The organism is Limnohabitans sp. (assembly GCF_044361985.1).
Classification (GTDB): Bacteria; Pseudomonadota; Gammaproteobacteria; order Burkholderiales; family Burkholderiaceae_C; genus Limnohabitans_A.
The window spans coordinates 1-16,809 of sequence record NZ_JBIKHV010000055.1 but is presented as its reverse complement, the minus strand read 5'-3'; the positions used below and the strand labels follow the sequence as shown (position 1 = coordinate 16,809).

The following is a 16,809-nucleotide window of genomic DNA, read 5'->3' as shown; positions in this document are numbered from 1 at the left end:
AATTTGAACGGACCAAACCCCACGTCAACGTGGGCACCATCGGTCACGTTGACCACGGTAAAACCACACTGACAGCTGCCATCACCACCGTGTTGGCCGCCAAGTTCGGTGGTTCGGCCAAAGCGTATGACCAGATCGACGCTGCACCGGAAGAAAAAGCCCGTGGTATCACGATCAACACTGCGCACGTTGAGTACGAGACACAAAACCGTCACTACGCACACGTGGACTGCCCAGGCCACGCTGACTATGTGAAGAACATGATCACGGGCGCTGCCCAGATGGACGGCGCGATTTTGGTTTGCTCGGCTGCTGACGGCCCGATGCCCCAGACCCGTGAGCACATCTTGTTGGCCCGCCAGGTGGGCGTGCCTTACATCATCGTGTTCTTGAACAAGTGCGACATGGTCGACGATGCCGAGTTGCTGGAACTGGTCGAGATGGAAGTTCGCGAACTTTTGTCCAAGTACGATTTCCCAGGCGACGACACACCGATCATCCAGGGTTCGGCCAAGCTGGCCCTCGAAGGCGACAAGGGCCCATTGGGCGAAGAAGCCATCATGAAGCTGGCCGATGCGCTGGACACTTACATCCCGTTGCCAGAGCGCGCCGTGGACGGTGCTTTCCTGATGCCCGTGGAAGATGTGTTCTCCATCTCCGGTCGCGGCACGGTGGTGACTGGCCGTATCGAGCGCGGTATTGTCAAAGTCGGTGAAGAAATCGAAATCGTGGGCATCAAGGACACCGTCAAGACCACTTGCACGGGTGTGGAGATGTTCCGTAAGTTGCTGGACCAAGGTCAAGCGGGTGACAACGTCGGTATCTTGTTGCGCGGCACCAAGCGTGAAGACGTTGAGCGCGGCCAAGTGCTGTGCAAGCCAGGCTCGATCAAGCCACACACGCACTTCACGGGCGAGATTTATGTCTTGTCCAAAGACGAAGGTGGCCGTCACACGCCATTTTTCAACAACTACCGGCCGCAGTTTTACTTCCGTACGACGGACGTGACGGGTGCGATCGAGTTGCCAGAAGGCAAAGAGATGGTGATGCCGGGTGACAACGTGTCGATCACTGTGAAGTTGATCAACCCCATTGCGATGGAAGAAGGCCTGCGCTTTGCCATCCGCGAAGGTGGCCGCACCGTTGGTGCTGGCGTCGTTGCCAAGATCATTGCTTGAAGAGATTCAAGTAGGGGTATAGCTCAATTGGCAGAGCGTCGGTCTCCAAAACCGAAGGTTGTAGGTTCGATTCCTACTGCCCCTGCCACCTGAAGGGTGGATTTTCAAGCCTGCTAGACCCCCTAGCGGGCTTCATTGTCTTACAAGTAGCCTCATGGGTTGAGGTTCAAAAAAGGTTTCAAGCCGTATGGCAACGTCCGAAGTTCAAACTGTGAGTGCTGCTGGTGACAAGATGCGTCTGGCATTGGCTGGTGCATTGGTCATTGCCGCATTGGTGGCCTATTACATGCTGGCCGGCAAAGGCAGTTTGATCCAATGGGTTGGTCTGCTGGTTGGCCTGCTGGCCAGTGTGGTCGTCTTCTTTACATCTGAATCGGGCCGCCAACTGATTGCCTTTGGCCGCGATGCTGTTCGCGAAGTCAAGAAGGTGGTCTGGCCTGAACGCAAAGAAGCCATGCAGATCACAGCTTATGTTTTTGCCTTTGTGGTGGTGATGGCCTTGTTTTTGTGGCTGACCGACAAAACTCTCGAATGGGTTTTCTACGATCTGATTCTTGGGTGGAAAAAATAATGAATGATGCTGTAGTCAACGCGGCCATGGCTGGCTCATCGACCAACCCCGACCTCAAGTGGTACGTGGTCCACGCGTATTCGGGCATGGAAAAAGCGGTCGAGCGCAATATCGTTGAGCGCATCACGCGCTCAGGTATGGCTTCCAAATTTGGCCGTATCTTGGTGCCGACCGAAGAAGTGGTCGAAATCAAAAACGGACAAAAGAGAACTACTGAACGTAAATTTTTCCCAGGCTATGTGCTGGTCGAAATGGTGATGGACGATGAAACCTGGCACTTGGTGAAGCACACCAACAAAGTGACAGGTTTTGTGGGCGGTTCTAAAAATCGTCCTGCCCCTATCTCCGAAGCGGACGTTCAGAAAATCGTCAGTCAGATGCAAGAAGGCACTGACAAGCCTCGCCACAAAGTGGAGTTTGAGGTGGGTGAATACATCCGCGTCAAAGAGGGTCCATTCACTGATTTCAATGGCACCGTTGAAGAAGTCAATTACGAGCGCAACAAGATGCGCGTTTCAGTGACCATTTTTGGCCGCGCAACACCCGTTGAACTGGAGTTCGGTCAAGTCGAAAAAACCTGATCGGTCTTTTTATTTCTGCCTGGCGCTTCCCGACTCGGTGCCAGGCAATATGTCAGAGTCGTTAACCCCGGGGAGCCTGAGACCACACGGTCTTGCGCGTTAAAACCCGCAAGGAGAAAAGCATGGCGAAAAAAATCGTCGGCTTCATCAAGCTGCAAGTGCCAGCTGGTAAAGCCAATCCATCACCACCTATTGGTCCAGCATTGGGTCAACGTGGTTTGAACATCATGGAATTCTGCAAGGCGTTCAACGCCCAGACTCAGGGCGTTGAGCCAGGTCTGCCGCTGCCAGTGGTCATCACTGCGTTTGCAGACAAGTCCTTCACCTTCATCATCAAGACGCCGCCTGCAGCGACCCTGATCAAGAAGTCCCTCAAGATCGACAAGGCTTCCACCAAGCCAGGTCTTGAAAAAGTCGGCAAGATCACCCGCGCTCAGCTGGAAGAAATCGCCACCACCAAGATGAAAGACTTGACTGCTGCCGACATGGACGCAGCCGTTCGCACCATCGCTGGTACTGCCCGGTCCATGGGCGTGAATGTGGAGGGCGTGTAAATGTCCAAACTCACCAAAAAACAAAAAGCCCAAGTCGGCAAAGTGGACAGTCTCAAGCTGTACGCTCTGACCGATGCCTTGACCATGGTCAAAGAACATGCCACTGCCAAGTTCGATGAATCCATCGATGTGGCTGTGCAACTCGGCATTGATGCCAAGAAGTCTGACCAAGTGGTGCGTGGCGCTGTTGTTTTGCCCAACGGCACGGGTAAAACAGCCCGTGTTGCCGTGTTCGCCCAAGGCGCCAAGGCTGACGAAGCTCGCGCTGCTGGCGCTGACGTTGTCGGCATGGAAGACCTGGCTGCCCGCGTCAAAGCAGGCGATATGCCTTTCGATGTGGTGATCGCTGCCCCTGACGCGATGCGCGTGGTGGGTACTTTGGGTCAGATTTTGGGCCCACGTGGCCTGATGCCTAACCCTAAAGTCGGTACTGTGACCCCTGACGTGGCAACGGCCGTGAAGAACGCCAAAGCCGGTCAAGTCCAGTTCCGAGTTGACAAAGCCGGTATCGTGCATGGCACCATCGGTCGCCGTTCGTTTGACACGGACAAGTTGCAAGGCAACTTGGCGGCCTTGATTGAAGCTTTGGTGAAAGCCAAGCCTGCCACCAGCAAAGGTGTTTACCTGCGCAAGGTGGCCGTCTCTTCAACCATGGGTGTGGGCGTTCGCGTCGACACACAATCCATCTCCGCTTGATGGCTAAAAATTTGAGCCGGTCTTAACACTGGCTCAATGTGGTGGGCTGCAGTCTTTGTAAAGAGACCGCAGGCCATCCAAGACCGTTGGTGCACACGCCGCTGTGCTTAATCAACAAACCCGCAAGTCAAATTGCAGGTTTGGGCCAACGCAGATGGCGATCCCGCTGCAGATGGATGAATGTCCTGAACAGTTGGTCGCTGCAAATAGGCGTGTTTCAGGGGTGACCCAAAGAACACACACAAAGGAGTAGACCTTGAGTCTGAATCGCAGTGAGAAAGAAGCGGTCATTTCCGAAGTGACCGACCTCGCCGCTAAAGCTCAAACGCTTGTGATGGCGGAATACCGTGGTATCACGGTCGCTGACATGACAAACTTGCGAGCCAAAGCTCGCAGCCTCGGCGTATCGCTGACGGTGTTGAAAAACACCTTGGCTCGCCGTGCTGTGACAGGTACGCAGTTTGAAGTTGTCGCCGATCAGATGACCGGCCCGCTGATCTATGGCTTCTCTGTCGATGCTGTTGCCGCCGCTAAGGTGGTGGCTGACTTCGCGAAAACCAACGACAAGTTGGTGATTCGTGCAGGTGCATTTGCAGGTAAAGCCTTGGACGTCAATGGCGTTAAGCAATTGGCAAGCATTCCTTCGAAAGAAGTGTTGTTTGCCCAGTTGTGTGGCTTGCTGATGTCGCCGATGTCCCGCACCGCAGTGGTGTTGGGTGCGCTGGCGGCCAAAAAAGGCGAAGGCGAAGCTGTTGCCGCTTAAGGCCAGCGTTCGTGTTTTAACCAATTGTTAGGAAATAAAAATGGCATTCGATAAAGACGCATTTTTGACCGCGCTGGACAGCATGACGGTCATGGAACTCAACGAACTGGTGAAAGCCATCGAAGAGAAATTTGGCGTGAGCGCTGCGGCCATGTCCGCACCTGCTGCCGCTGGTGGTGGTGCTGCTGCAGCTGCTGAAGAGCAAACTGAATTCAACGTCATGTTGCTTGAAGTTGGCGCGAACAAAGTGTCCGTGATTAAAGCGGTTCGTGAAATCACCGGTCTGGGCTTGAAAGAAGCCAAAGACCTGGTGGATGGCGCTCCTAAAGCAGTCAAAGAAGGTCTGCCAAAGGCTGACGCTGAAGCTGCCAAGAAGAAGCTGGAAGAAGCTGGCGCCAAGGCCGAACTCAAGTAATTCGGTTGCGATCCAAGGCTGGAGTGCCCGAAAGGGCCTCCAGCCTTTGGTGCTTGAAGAGCGGACAGAAGTAAAAGCTGAAAAGCCCACTTTTGCTGCTTCTCAAAACACCGAAAAGTTGATTTTTAAAAGTCAGTTTTTCAGTGTTTTCTGACCCGACTGCAGAAAACCCTTGGTTCGGGTTGCGTGCAATGCGCAATCGTCCGCCAACGCTGGTAGTGGCCAGCCGCCAAGCCCGTTGAATGAGTGCAAAAGCTCGTTCAACACTCAGTTCTGAAAGATCAAGCCCGGAGATCTCATGGCCTATTCATACACCGAACGCAAGCGAATCCGCAAAAGTTTCGGAAGCCGCGAAAGCGTGCTCGAAGTTCCTTACCTGCTGCAAATGCAAAAAGACGCTTACACGTCATTTTTACAAGCAGGTGTAGTTTCATCCAAACGCACACACGAAGGCCTGCAAGCGGCTTTTGAGTCGGCCTTCCCAATCGTCTCTCACAACGGGTTTGTGGAGATGAAATTTGTCGAGTACAACCTCGCCAAGCCAGCGTTTGACGTGCGTGAATGCCAGACGCGAGGTCTGACATTCTCGTCGGCTGTGCGCGCTCGCGTTCAGCTCATCATTTATGACCGCGACTCATCGACATCGCAGTCCAAAGTGGTCAAGGAAGTCAAAGAGCAAGAGGTCTACATGGGCGAAGTGCCCCTGATGACCGACAAAGGCTCTTTCATCATCAACGGTACTGAGCGCGTGATCGTGTCTCAGTTGCACCGTTCACCTGGCGTTTTCTTTGAGCACGACAAAGGCAAAACCCACAGTTCGGGCAAGCTGCTGTTCAGCGCGCGCATCATCCCTTACCGCGGTTCGTGGCTCGACTTCGAATTCGACCCGAAAGACATCCTTTACTTCAGGGTGGACCGTCGCCGCAAGATGCCTGTGTCGATTTTGCTCAAGGCCATTGGCCTGAACCCTGAATCGATCCTGGCGAACTTTTTCGTCAATGACAACTTCCGTTTGATGGACAGCGGCGCACAAATGGAATTTGTGGCCGAACGCCTGCGCGGTGAAGTTGCACGTTTTGACATCACCGACAAGTCCGGCAAAGTGGTGATCGCCAAAGACAAACGCATCACCGTGCGCCACACCCGTGAACTTGAACAATCGGGCACCACGCACATCAGTGTGCCGGAAGACTTCCTGGTCGGGCGTGTGGTCGCTCGCAGCATCGTTGATGCAGACACCGGTGAAATCATCGCTAAGGCCAACGAAGAATTGACCGAAGCACTGATGAAGAAGCTGCGCACATCTGGTATCCAAGATTTGCCGTGCATCTACACGAACGAACTTGACCAGGGTGCTTACATTTCGCAGACCTTGCGCATCGATGAGACCGTCGACGAGTTTGCTGCACGCGTGGCCATCTACCGCATGATGCGTCCTGGCGAACCACCCACAGAAGACGCTGTGCAAGCCCTGTTTCAGCGCTTGTTCTACAACCCTGACACCTACGACTTGTCGCGTGTTGGCCGCATGAAGTTCAACGCCCGTGTGGGCCGCCCTGACTCGACTGGCCCCATGGTGCTCACCAACGAAGACATCTTGGCCGTGGTCAAGATTTTGGTGGACTTGCGCAACGGCAACGGAGAAGTTGACGACATCGATCACCTGGGCAACCGCCGCGTGCGTTGTGTCGGTGAACTGGCCGAAAACCAATACCGCACCGGTTTGGCGCGCATCGAAAAAGCTGTGAAAGAGCGTTTGGGCCAGGCCGAGCAAGAGCCGCTCATGCCACACGACCTGATCAACTCCAAGCCGATCTCTGCTGCCCTGAAAGAGTTTTTCGGCGCATCGCAGTTGTCACAGTTCATGGACCAGACCAACCCGCTGGCCGAGATCACCCACAAGCGCCGTGTTTCGGCACTTGGCCCGGGTGGTTTGACCCGCGAACGTGCAGGTTTTGAAGTGCGTGACGTGCACGTGACCCATTACGGCCGTGTCTGCCCCATTGAAACGCCTGAAGGTCCAAACATTGGTTTGATCAACTCGTTGGCCCTGTACGCCCGCCTGAACGAATATGGGTTCATTGAGACCCCCTATCGCCAGGTGATCGACGGCAAAGTCACGATGAACATCGACTACCTGTCGGCCATCGAAGAAGGCAAGTACGTCATCGCCCAGGCCAACGCGGCTTTGGACAAAGACGGCAAGCTGACTGGTGATTTGGTCTCTGCCCGTGAAAAAGGCGAATCCATCCTGTGTGGCGCAGAGCGAATCCAGTACATGGACGTGTCGCCTGCCCAGATCGTTTCAGTGGCTGCATCTTTGGTGCCGTTCCTGGAGCACGATGACGCCAACCGCGCCTTGATGGGTGCCAACATGTCGCGTCAGGCTGTGCCTGTCTTGCGTCCTGAAAAGCCCATGGTCGGTACCGGTATCGAGCGTGTTGCTGCTGTTGACTCGGGCACCGTGGTCACGGCCACACGCGGCGGCATCGTAGATTACGTCGATGCCACGCGCATCGTGATCCGCGTCAATGACGCCGAAGCCATGGCCGGCGAAGTCGGCGTGGACATCTACAACCTGATCAAGTACCAGCGTTCTAACCAGAACACCAACATCCACCAACGCCCCATCGTGCAACGCGGTGACAAGCTGGCCAAGGGTGATGTGATCGCCGACGGCGCCTCGACCGACCTGGGCGAAATCGCGATTGGCCAGAACATGCTGATCGCCTTCATGCCATGGAACGGCTACAACTTCGAAGATTCGATCCTGATCTCTGAGCGTGTCGTGTCGGAAGACCGCTACACCTCGATCCACATCGAAGAACTCGTGGTGATGGCGCGTGACACCAAGTTGGGCGCCGAAGAAATTTCGCGCGATATCCCTAACTTGTCCGAGCAACAACTGGGTCGTCTGGACGATTCCGGCATCATTTACGTGGGCGCAGAAGTGCAACCCGGCGATGTGCTGGTCGGCAAGGTCACGCCAAAAGGCGAGACCACACTGACGCCAGAAGAAAAGCTGCTGCGCGCCATCTTCGGCGAAAAAGCCAGTGATGTGAAAGACACTTCGCTGCGTGTAGACCAGGGCTCACAAGGCACAGTGATCGACGTGCAAGTCTTCACCCGTGAAGGCATCGTGCGTGACAAGCGTGCACAACAAATCATCGACGACGAGCTCAAGCGCTTCCGTCTGGATTTGAATGACCAGTTGCGCATTGTCGAAGCCGATGCATTTGACCGAATTGAAAAATTGCTGGTGGGACGCGTGGCCAACGGTGGTCCGCAGAAACTTGCCAAAGGCACGAAGCTGGACAAGGCCTACATGGCTTCGGTCGAGAAATTCCACTGGTTTGACATTCGTCCTGCTGAAGACGACGTGGCCATGCAACTCGAATCCATCAAGAATTCGCTGGAGCAAACCCGTCACAGCTTTGACTTGTCTTTTGAAGAAAAGCGCAAGAAGCTCACACAAGGCGACGAGTTGCCTGCGGGCGTGCTGAAAATGGTCAAGGTCTACCTGGCCGTCAAGCGCCGCTTGCAACCGGGTGACAAAATGGCTGGCCGCCACGGCAACAAAGGGGTGGTCTCCAAGATCGTACCGGTCGAAGACATGCCTTATATGGCAGACGGCACCCCTGTCGACATCGTGCTCAACCCGCTGGGCGTGCCATCGCGCATGAACGTGGGTCAGGTGCTCGAAGTTCACCTGGGTTGGGCCGGCAAAGGCATTGGCCATCGCATTGGCAACATGCTGCAAGCTGAAACCCAACGCCAGGAAAAAATCGCTGAATTGCGCAAACTTTTCGAGCAGTTGTACAACAGCATGGGACGCAAGGAAGACTTGTCGCAATTGACGGACGACGAAATCCTCGCCATGGCGGGCAACCTCACAGAAGGTTTCCCATTCGCTACGCCGGTGTTCGACGGTGCAGCCGAAGAAGAAATTCGCGCGATGCTGCACTTGGCCTATCCAGAGGATCTGGCCAAGGCCAAGGGCTTGACCGCCACACGCACACAAGCCAATTTGTTTGACGGCCGTTCAGGCGATGCTTTTGACCGTCCAACCACCATTGGCTACATGCACTTCCTGAAACTTCACCACTTGGTGGACGACAAGATGCATGCGCGCTCGACAGGTCCTTACAGCTTGGTCACACAGCAGCCGCTGGGTGGTAAGGCTCAGTTCGGTGGTCAGCGTTTCGGTGAGATGGAAGTGTGGGCGCTGGAGGCATACGGTGCTTCTTACGTCCTGCAAGAAATGCTCACCGTCAAGTCCGACGACGTGCAAGGCCGTACCAAGGTCTACGAGAGCATCGTCAAAGGCGAACACTCCATCGAAGCGGGTATGCCCGAATCGTTCAACGTGCTGGTCAAGGAAATCCGTTCGCTGGGTCTTGACATCGAGCTCGAGCGTTCTTAATTCACAGGCAAAGGATTTAAACCATGAAATCACTACTCGACCTGTTCAAGCAGTTCACGCCCGATGACCACTTCGATGCGATTCGCATCGGCCTGGCATCGCCCGAGAAGATCCGTTCGTGGTCTTTCGGCGAGGTGAAAAAGCCGGAAACCATCAACTACCGTACCTTCAAGCCTGAGCGCGACGGTCTGTTTTGCGCCAAGATTTTTGGCCCTATCAAAGACTACGAATGCTTGTGCGGCAAGTACAAGCGGCTCAAGCACCGCGGCGTGATCTGCGAGAAGTGTGGCGTTGAAGTCACGCAGACCAAAGTACGCCGTGAGCGCATGGGCCACATTGATCTGGCCGCGCCCTGCGCCCACATCTGGTTCCTGAAATCACTGCCATCACGTTTGGGCCTGGTGCTCGACATGACGCTGCGCGATATCGAGCGCGTTCTGTACTTTGAAGCCTATGTGGTGACCGATCCCGGCATGACTCCGTTGAAGAAATTCGGCATCATGACTGAAGACGATTACGATGCCAAGCTCAAGGAATACGGTGATGAATTCACTGCCAAGATGGGCGCTGAAGGCATTCGTGAGTTGCTCGAAGGCATTGACATCGAAAGCGAAATCGAACGCTTGCGCGGTGACTTGACAGGCTCCGAACTGAAAGTCAAAAAGAACTCCAAGCGCCTCAAAGTGCTGGAAGCTTTCAAGAAGTCTGGCATCAAGCCTGGCTGGATGGTGCTCGAAGTGCTGCCCGTGTTGCCACCGGACTTGCGTCCTTTGGTGCCGCTGGATGGCGGTCGCTTTGCGACCTCTGACCTGAACGACCTGTACCGCCGCGTCATCAACCGCAACAGCCGTCTGCGCCGTTTGCTGGAACTGAAGGCGCCCGAGATCATTGCCCGCAACGAAAAACGGATGTTGCAAGAAGCCGTGGACAGCTTGCTGGACAACGGCCGTCGCGGCAAAGCCATGACCGGTGCCAACAAGCGTGCCCTGAAGTCTTTGGCCGACATGATCAAAGGCAAGAGCGGTCGTTTCCGTCAAAACTTGCTGGGCAAGCGCGTCGACTATTCGGGTCGTTCCGTCATCACCGTGGGACCAACGCTCAAGCTGCACCAGTGCGGTTTGCCCAAGTTGATGGCCATCGAATTGTTCAAACCTTTCATCTTTGCCCGCCTCGAAGCGATGGGCATTGCGACCACCATCAAGGCGGCCAAGAAAGAAGTTGAAGCCGGTACGCCGGTGGTGTGGGACATCCTGGAAGAGGTCATCAAAGAGCACCCCGTGATGCTGAACCGTGCGCCTACGCTGCACCGTCTGGGCATCCAGGCGTTTGAGCCTTTGTTGATTGAAGGCAAAGCCATTCAGTTGCATCCGCTGGTTTGCGCGGCCTTCAACGCCGACTTCGACGGTGACCAGATGGCTGTTCACGTGCCGCTGTCGGTCGAAGCGCAGATGGAAGCCCGCACCTTGATGCTGGCCTCGAACAACATCTTGTTCCCCGCTTCTGGCGAGCCATCCATCGTGCCTTCGCAAGACGTGGTGCTGGGTCTTTACTACGCCACGCGTGACCGCATCAACGCCAAGGGTGAGGGCTTGATCTTTGCCGACATTGGCGAAGTGCAACGCGCGCTGGATGCCGATGCTGTTGAGCTGACTGCCAAGATCAACGTGCGCATGACCGAGTGGACCAAAGACAAAGTCACGGGTGAATTCTCTTCATCTGTCTCGATGGTCGAAACCACGGTCGGCCGTGCATTGCTGTCGGAAATCTTGCCCAAAGGCCTGCCTTTTTCCAACCTGAACAAGGCGCTGAAGAAGAAAGAAATTTCCAAGCTGATCAACACGTCTTTCCGCAAGTGTGGTTTGAAAGAGACCGTGGTGTTCGCCGACAAACTGTTGCAAAACGGTTTCCGTCTGGCTACACGCGCCGGCATCTCGATTGGTATCGACGACATGTTGGTGCCACCAGAGAAGCCCGCCATCATTGAGGCCGCTGAAAAAGAAGTCAAAGACATCGAACAGCAATACGTCTCCGGTCTCGTGACCGCTGGCGAGCGCTACAACAAAGTGGTCGATATCTGGGGCAAAGCGGGTGACGTGGTGTCCAAGGTGATGATGGACCAACTCCGTAAAGAGCGGACCATTGACCGCCATGGCAACGAAGTCGATCAGGAATCGTTCAACTCGATTTACATGATGGCCGACTCCGGTGCGCGTGGTTCTGCAGCGCAGATTCGCCAGTTGGCCGGTATGCGTGGTCTGATGGCCAAGCCCGACGGCTCGATCATCGAGACCCCCATCACGGCGAACTTCCGTGAAGGTCTGAACGTGTTGCAGTACTTCATCTCGACGCACGGTGCACGAAAAGGTCTGGCCGACACGGCTTTGAAGACGGCGAACTCGGGTTACCTGACGCGTCGTTTGGTGGACGTGACCCAAGACCTGGTTGTGACTGAACTCGATTGCGGCACCTCTGACGGCTCGCTGATGCGCGCCATCGTTGAAGGCGGCGAAGTGATCGAATCCTTGCGCGACCGAATTCTTGGCCGAACTGTGGTCGAGGATGTCTTGCACCCCGAAAACCGTTCTGTCATGGCCGAAGCGGGCATCATGCTCGACGAAGACTTGCTCGACGAACTGGAAGCTGCCGGTGTGGACGAAGTGAAAGTGCGTACCGCACTGACCTGCGAGACACGCTTTGGTCTTTGCGCCAAGTGCTATGGCCGTGATCTGGGCCGTGGTGGTCTGGTCAACAACGGCGAAGCAGTGGGCGTGATTGCCGCTCAGTCGATTGGTGAACCAGGCACACAGCTGACCATGCGCACGTTCCACATTGGTGGTGCCGCATCGCGCGCAGCAGTCGCCTCCAGCGTGGAAGCTAAGTCCAATGGCACCATCGGCTTCAACGCCACGATGCGCTACGTGACCAACAGCAAAAACGAGTTGGTGGTGATTTCCCGCTCAGGCGAGATCGTGATCACCGAACACGGACGTGAGCGTGAGCGTCACAAAGTGCCTTACGGTGCGATCTTGTCGGTCAAGGCCGATCAGATCATCAAGGCTGGTGCCATCCTGGCCAACTGGGATCCATTGACCCGACCCATCATCACTGAATTTGCCGGTCAGGTGAAATTCGAGAACGTCGAAGAAGGTCTGACCGTTGCCAAGCAATTGGACGAAGTGACCGGTTTGTCCACGCTGGTGGTGATCGATCCCAAGCGCCGTGGTGCTGCCAAGATCATCCGTCCTCAGGTCAAGCTGATCGACGCCGCAGGCAAGGAAGTCAAGATCCCAGGGACCGATCACTCGGTGACCATCGGCTTCCAGATCGGTTCGCTGATTCAGGTGCGCGATGGCATGAGCGTTGGCCCAGGCGAAGTGCTGGCCCGTATCCCGGTTGAAGGACAAAAGACGCGTGACATTACCGGCGGCTTGCCGCGTGTGGCCGAATTGTTTGAAGCTCGCACCCCCAAAGACAAAGGCATGCTGGCCGAGATCACGGGCACTGTGTCCTTCGGTAAGGAAACCAAAGGCAAGGTCCGTTTGCAGATCACCGATCCTGATGGCAAGGTCTGGGATGAACTGATCCCCAAAGAGAAGAACATCCTGGTCCACGAAGGCCAGGTCGTTAACAAGGGCGAAAGCATTGTAGACGGCCCTGCCGATCCGCAAGACATCTTGCGCCTGTTGGGCATCGAAGAACTGGCCCGTTACATCGTTGACGAAGTGCAGGACGTTTACCGTTTGCAAGGCGTGAAGATCAATGACAAGCACATTGAGGTGATTGTTCGCCAGATGTTGCGCAGGGTGGTGGTCGAGAACATCGGCGACTCCGGCTACATTTCCGGCGAGCAGGTTGAACGTTCTGAAATGCTCAACACCAACGATGCCTTGCAGAGCGACGGCAAGATCCCGGCGACCTTCAGCAACTTGTTGCTGGGGATCACCAAGGCTTCCTTGTCGACCGATTCGTTCATCTCTGCCGCTTCCTTCCAGGAAACGACCCGAGTGCTGACCGAAGCAGCGATCATGGGCAAACGCGACGAGTTGCGTGGTCTGAAAGAAAACGTGATCGTGGGTCGTCTGATTCCTGCAGGTACGGGCTTGGCTTATCACAAAGCGCGTGCCGTCAAGGATGCCATGGACGACGCAGAGCGCCGCGCCATTGCCGATGCTGAAGCTGCAGACTTGGCGGGGACGTCGACCGAAGACGCCGTCTCTGACGCAGGTGAAGCTGCCTGAGTGACGCCTTCACCTGTCACAAGGTGAACAGCTTGAACAGCCCCTGCACCGGTTTGCGGTCAGGGGCTGTTTTTTATGGCGAGGATTGGATGGAGGTGGAACCATGGGAGCGTTGATTTTTGGCATCTTGCTCGCGCTTGCTCTGTTTTGGGCGGTTGGCGCACACAATCGATTGCTGCGTCTGCGCGCAGAGGTTGTTAGGCAGTGGAGCAGTGTCGATGCCGTTTGGCTGCGCTTGCTGGTGCGCATGCAGGGCGGCATCGCTGCGCGGCAGTCGCTGGCTCTGGAGGCCGGTGCAGATGGCCTGCAAGCACTGCAATCGGCTTGTGATGAGTTGCTCGAGGCCTTGTCGCAAGCCCGCTTGCAGCCGTTGGATGGAGCCTGCCAAAAGCAGGTTATGGCGCAGCACCAAAAAGTGGTGGCGGAAATTCGCCTGCTGCTGCAAACACCTAACGACGCGGTCAAACCCGATCTGGACATCGCATTGAACCGAATGCGTCAAACCTTGCCCGCCGCGCTCATTCCATACCATGTGGCCGTGATGGCATACAACGATGCGCTGACCATGCGCCCTGCATCCTGGCTTGCGCAACGCCTGAACCTTCAGCCCGCCATGCGAATGGATTTGTCCATGGGCGCTGCCTGAACGCCCTCAGAAATCATCGATGACACAACTTGCCCAATCCAGCGAACAGACTTCTTCAGGCCAGTCACCCCCTTTATGGCGGCTGCTGCAAGCTACCGCCGCCGCTGTGCAGGCAACACGCCAGGGGCGGTCGCTGACCGCTCAACTTGAAAGTGTTCCGCATGAACTGCGGCCTGGGGTTCAAGCCTTGAGTTTTCATGCCCTGAGACAGCTGGGGCGTGCGACCGCTTTGCGTGAGCAACTGGCTGCGAAAACGCCATCACCACCAGCAGATGCCCTGTTGTGTACGGCATTGGCCTTGTGCTGGAACGAGGCAGATGCGCCGTACCCCATCCATACCTTGGTCAATCAAACGGTGGAGGCCGCTCGCAAGCAAAGACAAACACAAGCCCAAAGCGGGTTCATCAACGCTTGCCTCAGGCGTTTCATGCGCGAACGCGAAGCATTGCTGAAGCAAACCGACGATGATTTAGAGGCCCGATGGAATCACCCTCGTTGGTGGGTCGAGCGCTTGCAGGCTGATCACCCCCTGCACTGGCAGCAGCTTTTGGAGGTGGCACAAAAAGCAGCGCCAATGACACTGCGCGTCAATCGCCTGCACCATAGCGTGGCTGCGTATCAGCAGCAACTCGAAGCGATCGGAGTGGGTGCTCTGGCCGTGGGTGTGCAAGGCTTGCAATTAACAAAGGCCATGCCAGTGCACCAGTTGCCGGGATTTTCCAAAGGCCATGTTTCTGTACAGGATGCCGCGGCCCAAGTGGCCGCTCCCTTGTTGTTGCAAGGCATGGAAAACGCCAAGCCATGGCGGATCCTGGATGCTTGTGCAGCCCCCGGGGGGAAAACCGGACATTTGCTTGAAATCTACCCCCATGCCCATGTACTGGCTTTGGATGTGGATGCGTCACGCTGCGAGCGGATTCATCAGAATTTGCAGCGCTTGGGCCTGCAAGCTGAGGTGCTTGCAGCAGACGCCGGACAACCCGCTCAATGGTGGGATGGACAAGCGTTTGACGCCATCTTGCTGGACGCACCCTGCACAGCATCCGGCATTGTGCGAAGGCACCCAGATGTGCGCTGGCTGCGCAGACCCACAGACAGCGGGCAATTGGCCAAAACACAGGCGGCGCTGCTCAAGGCGCTTTGGCCTTTGCTGGTGCCCGGTGGGCGCCTGCTTTATTGCACCTGCTCCGTCTTCAAGGCCGAGGGTGATGAGACCGTTCAGGCGTTTCTTCAAAGCAACACCAATGCCCTATTGCAGCCCTCACCAGGACATTTGATTCCCGGACAGCTGCCAATTGGGCTGCCAGTCGAGGACAATCCATTGGGTGAACATGATGGGTTTTATTACGCACTGCTGGAAAAGCGCCTTGGCTGAGTTCTGGCGCTTGGGCGGCTGGGTCCTTGGGGCCTGGCTGCTTGTCGCGCCATCGGCCTGGGCCCAAACCTCCGTGGCCGAGCTGACGGAATTGCGCGCCGAACGCCGTGAGGCTGCGCTGTATTTGACCGCCCAGATCAAGCTGGAGTTGGGGCTCGCCGTTGAAGATGCTCTGGTCAAAGGACTGGCGGTGCACTTTGTCTCAGAGGCCGAAGTCATGCGAGACCGCTGGTATTGGTATGACCGCAAAATCGGCACGGCAACACGGTTCTACAGATTGGCTTTTCAGCCCCTGACCCGGCGGTGGCGCCTGAATGTTTCCAATGAGCCGATGTCTGGCGGAGGCTTGGCAGGCAGTATTTCACAGAGTTTTGAAACACTGCCTGAGGCGTTGGATGTGATCCGGCGTCAATCTGGCTGGAAGGTGGCTGAGATGGCCGACCTGGACCTGGAGGCGCGGCAATACATTGCTTACCGTTTCAGGCTGGACACTTCTCAACTGCCGCGCCCGTTTCAGATCGCCGCCGGCAACCAAGCCGAGTGGACTTTGATGGTGGCCAGGCAGTTGCGCCTCACGCCGGACATGGTGCGCTGAGATGGGGCTGTCGATCAACCGATCTGCAAAGCAACAACTGCAGGCATCGCGCGCCAGTCGGTGGCTGTTGGCTTTAGGCGCCTTGGCAATGGTGGTGATCGGTTTGGGACTGATCGTGCTGATGACCCAAGCCACAGGCAATCGTGAAAGTTACAACCAGAATTACGAATGGCTTGCGCTGATCAACGCCGTAGTGGCCAGTGGTTTGCTGATCACCATCTTGTGGGGCGCGGTGAGGCTATTGATAAGACTCAGGCGTGGCCAATTCGGCTCCCGCTTGCTGGTGAAGCTGGCTGGGATTTTTGCGCTGGTGGGGTTCATTCCTGGCGTGCTGATTTATGTGGTGTCCTACCAGTTCGTCTCACGATCCATCGAGAGTTGGTTCGATGTCAAAGTAGAGGCCGCGTTGGTGGCCGGCCTGAACCTGGGGCGAGCCACGCTTGACACTCTGAGCACGGAGTTGTCCAAAAAAGCGCGAGTTGCAGCCAACCAATTGAGCGATGTGGCCGACGTGAGTGCGGGCATTGCGCTGGAAAAAATGCGTGAGCAACTGGGTGTCAGTGATGCGGTGCTCTGGACAACCAGCGGACGCATGGTCGCCAGTGCCGGGCAATCCAGATTTCAAATTCGGCCCGAACTTCCCCCGATCCAGCAACTCAAAGACGCGAAGAAAAAAGGCAGTGTTGAGTGGGTGGAGGGACTGGACGAAACCATACCCGGTGGTGATCAAGGGCGCATCAAGGTGCTGGTTTTGCTGCCTCAATCAGGACTTTC

Annotated in this window: 12 protein-coding genes, 1 tRNA gene and 1 pseudogene; all 14 read left to right on the top strand. The window is 56.0% G+C overall.

Translation table 11 applies throughout. The annotated features are described in order from the left end of the window. Nucleotides 1–1,178, top strand: a 1,178-nt coding sequence (tuf, locus tag ACIQ3A_RS10145) for an elongation factor Tu (RefSeq protein WP_396431621.1), incomplete at its 5' end; no start/stop codon positions are given. 12 nt (nucleotides 1,179–1,190) lie between these two features. Then, nucleotides 1,191–1,266: transfer RNA gene (locus ACIQ3A_RS10140), tRNA-Trp, on the top strand. Nucleotides 1,267–1,365: 99 nt separating this feature from the next. Continuing rightward, on the top strand, nucleotides 1,366–1,749 hold the full coding sequence (gene secE / locus ACIQ3A_RS10135) for a preprotein translocase subunit SecE (protein ID WP_396431620.1): 384 nt from the start codon (nucleotides 1,366–1,368) through the stop codon (nucleotides 1,747–1,749). Beyond that, complete coding sequence (gene nusG, locus ACIQ3A_RS10130; protein WP_396431619.1) at nucleotides 1,749–2,330, top strand: transcription termination/antitermination protein NusG; 582 nt, start codon at nucleotides 1,749–1,751, stop codon at nucleotides 2,328–2,330. Before secE ends, nusG begins: the two co-directional genes overlap by 1 nt. A gap of 122 nt (nucleotides 2,331–2,452) precedes the next feature. Then, on the top strand, nucleotides 2,453–2,884 hold the full coding sequence (gene rplK, locus ACIQ3A_RS10125; RefSeq protein WP_108408127.1) for a 50S ribosomal protein L11: 432 nt from the start codon (nucleotides 2,453–2,455) through the stop codon (nucleotides 2,882–2,884). Continuing rightward, nucleotides 2,885–3,580, top strand: coding sequence for a 50S ribosomal protein L1 (rplA, locus tag ACIQ3A_RS10120; protein ID WP_396431618.1), 696 nt, complete (start codon nucleotides 2,885–2,887; stop codon nucleotides 3,578–3,580). It begins immediately after the preceding gene. 256 nt (nucleotides 3,581–3,836) lie between these two features. Then, nucleotides 3,837–4,343, top strand: a complete 507-nt coding sequence (gene rplJ / locus ACIQ3A_RS10115) for a 50S ribosomal protein L10 (protein ID WP_396431617.1) — start codon at nucleotides 3,837–3,839, stop codon at nucleotides 4,341–4,343. Between the two features lie 40 nt (nucleotides 4,344–4,383). Then, nucleotides 4,384–4,758 (top strand): 50S ribosomal protein L7/L12, encoded by a 375-nt coding sequence (gene rplL, locus ACIQ3A_RS10110; RefSeq protein ID WP_396431616.1) that lies wholly within the window; start codon nucleotides 4,384–4,386, stop codon nucleotides 4,756–4,758. Between the two features lie 298 nt (nucleotides 4,759–5,056). After that, nucleotides 5,057–9,181 (top strand): DNA-directed RNA polymerase subunit beta, encoded by a 4,125-nt coding sequence (gene rpoB / locus ACIQ3A_RS10105; protein WP_396431615.1) that lies wholly within the window; start codon nucleotides 5,057–5,059, stop codon nucleotides 9,179–9,181. Nucleotides 9,182–9,204: 23 nt separating this feature from the next. After that, nucleotides 9,205–13,419: a DNA-directed RNA polymerase subunit beta' gene (gene rpoC / locus ACIQ3A_RS10100; protein WP_396431614.1), complete on the top strand. Its 4,215-nt coding sequence runs from the start codon at nucleotides 9,205–9,207 to the stop codon at nucleotides 13,417–13,419. Nucleotides 13,420–13,522: 103 nt separating this feature from the next. Beyond that, nucleotides 13,523–14,065, top strand: a complete 543-nt coding sequence (locus tag ACIQ3A_RS10095) for a hypothetical protein (RefSeq protein ID WP_396431613.1) — start codon at nucleotides 13,523–13,525, stop codon at nucleotides 14,063–14,065. A 19-nt stretch (nucleotides 14,066–14,084) separates the two neighbouring features. Continuing rightward, on the top strand, nucleotides 14,085–15,440 hold the full coding sequence (gene rsmB, locus ACIQ3A_RS10090; RefSeq protein WP_396431612.1) for a 16S rRNA (cytosine(967)-C(5))-methyltransferase RsmB: 1,356 nt from the start codon (nucleotides 14,085–14,087) through the stop codon (nucleotides 15,438–15,440). Continuing rightward, complete coding sequence (locus tag ACIQ3A_RS10085; RefSeq protein WP_396431611.1) at nucleotides 15,433–16,035, top strand: DUF4390 domain-containing protein; 603 nt, start codon at nucleotides 15,433–15,435, stop codon at nucleotides 16,033–16,035. Before rsmB ends, ACIQ3A_RS10085 begins: the two co-directional genes overlap by 8 nt. Nucleotide 16,036: 1 nt before the next feature. After that, nucleotides 16,037–16,809: pseudogene (locus tag ACIQ3A_RS10080) on the top strand (PAS domain-containing sensor histidine kinase); the annotation flags it as partial.

What these genes read in the sequence shown, in the direction of transcription:
- secE (WP_396431620.1), top strand. Translation starts at nt 1,366, where the DNA reads ATGGCAACGTCCGAAGTTCAAACTGTGAGTGCTGCTGGTGACAAGATG.
- nusG (WP_396431619.1), top strand. Translation starts at nt 1,749, where the DNA reads ATGAATGATGCTGTAGTCAACGCGGCCATGGCTGGCTCATCGACCAAC.
- rplK (WP_108408127.1), top strand. Translation starts at nt 2,453, where the DNA reads ATGGCGAAAAAAATCGTCGGCTTCATCAAGCTGCAAGTGCCAGCTGGT.
- rplA (WP_396431618.1), top strand. Translation starts at nt 2,885, where the DNA reads ATGTCCAAACTCACCAAAAAACAAAAAGCCCAAGTCGGCAAAGTGGAC.
- rplL (WP_396431616.1), top strand. Translation starts at nt 4,384, where the DNA reads ATGGCATTCGATAAAGACGCATTTTTGACCGCGCTGGACAGCATGACG.
- rpoB (WP_396431615.1), top strand. Translation starts at nt 5,057, where the DNA reads ATGGCCTATTCATACACCGAACGCAAGCGAATCCGCAAAAGTTTCGGA.
- rpoC (WP_396431614.1), top strand. Translation starts at nt 9,205, where the DNA reads ATGAAATCACTACTCGACCTGTTCAAGCAGTTCACGCCCGATGACCAC.
- ACIQ3A_RS10095 (WP_396431613.1), top strand. Translation starts at nt 13,523, where the DNA reads ATGGGAGCGTTGATTTTTGGCATCTTGCTCGCGCTTGCTCTGTTTTGG.
- rsmB (WP_396431612.1), top strand. Translation starts at nt 14,085, where the DNA reads ATGACACAACTTGCCCAATCCAGCGAACAGACTTCTTCAGGCCAGTCA.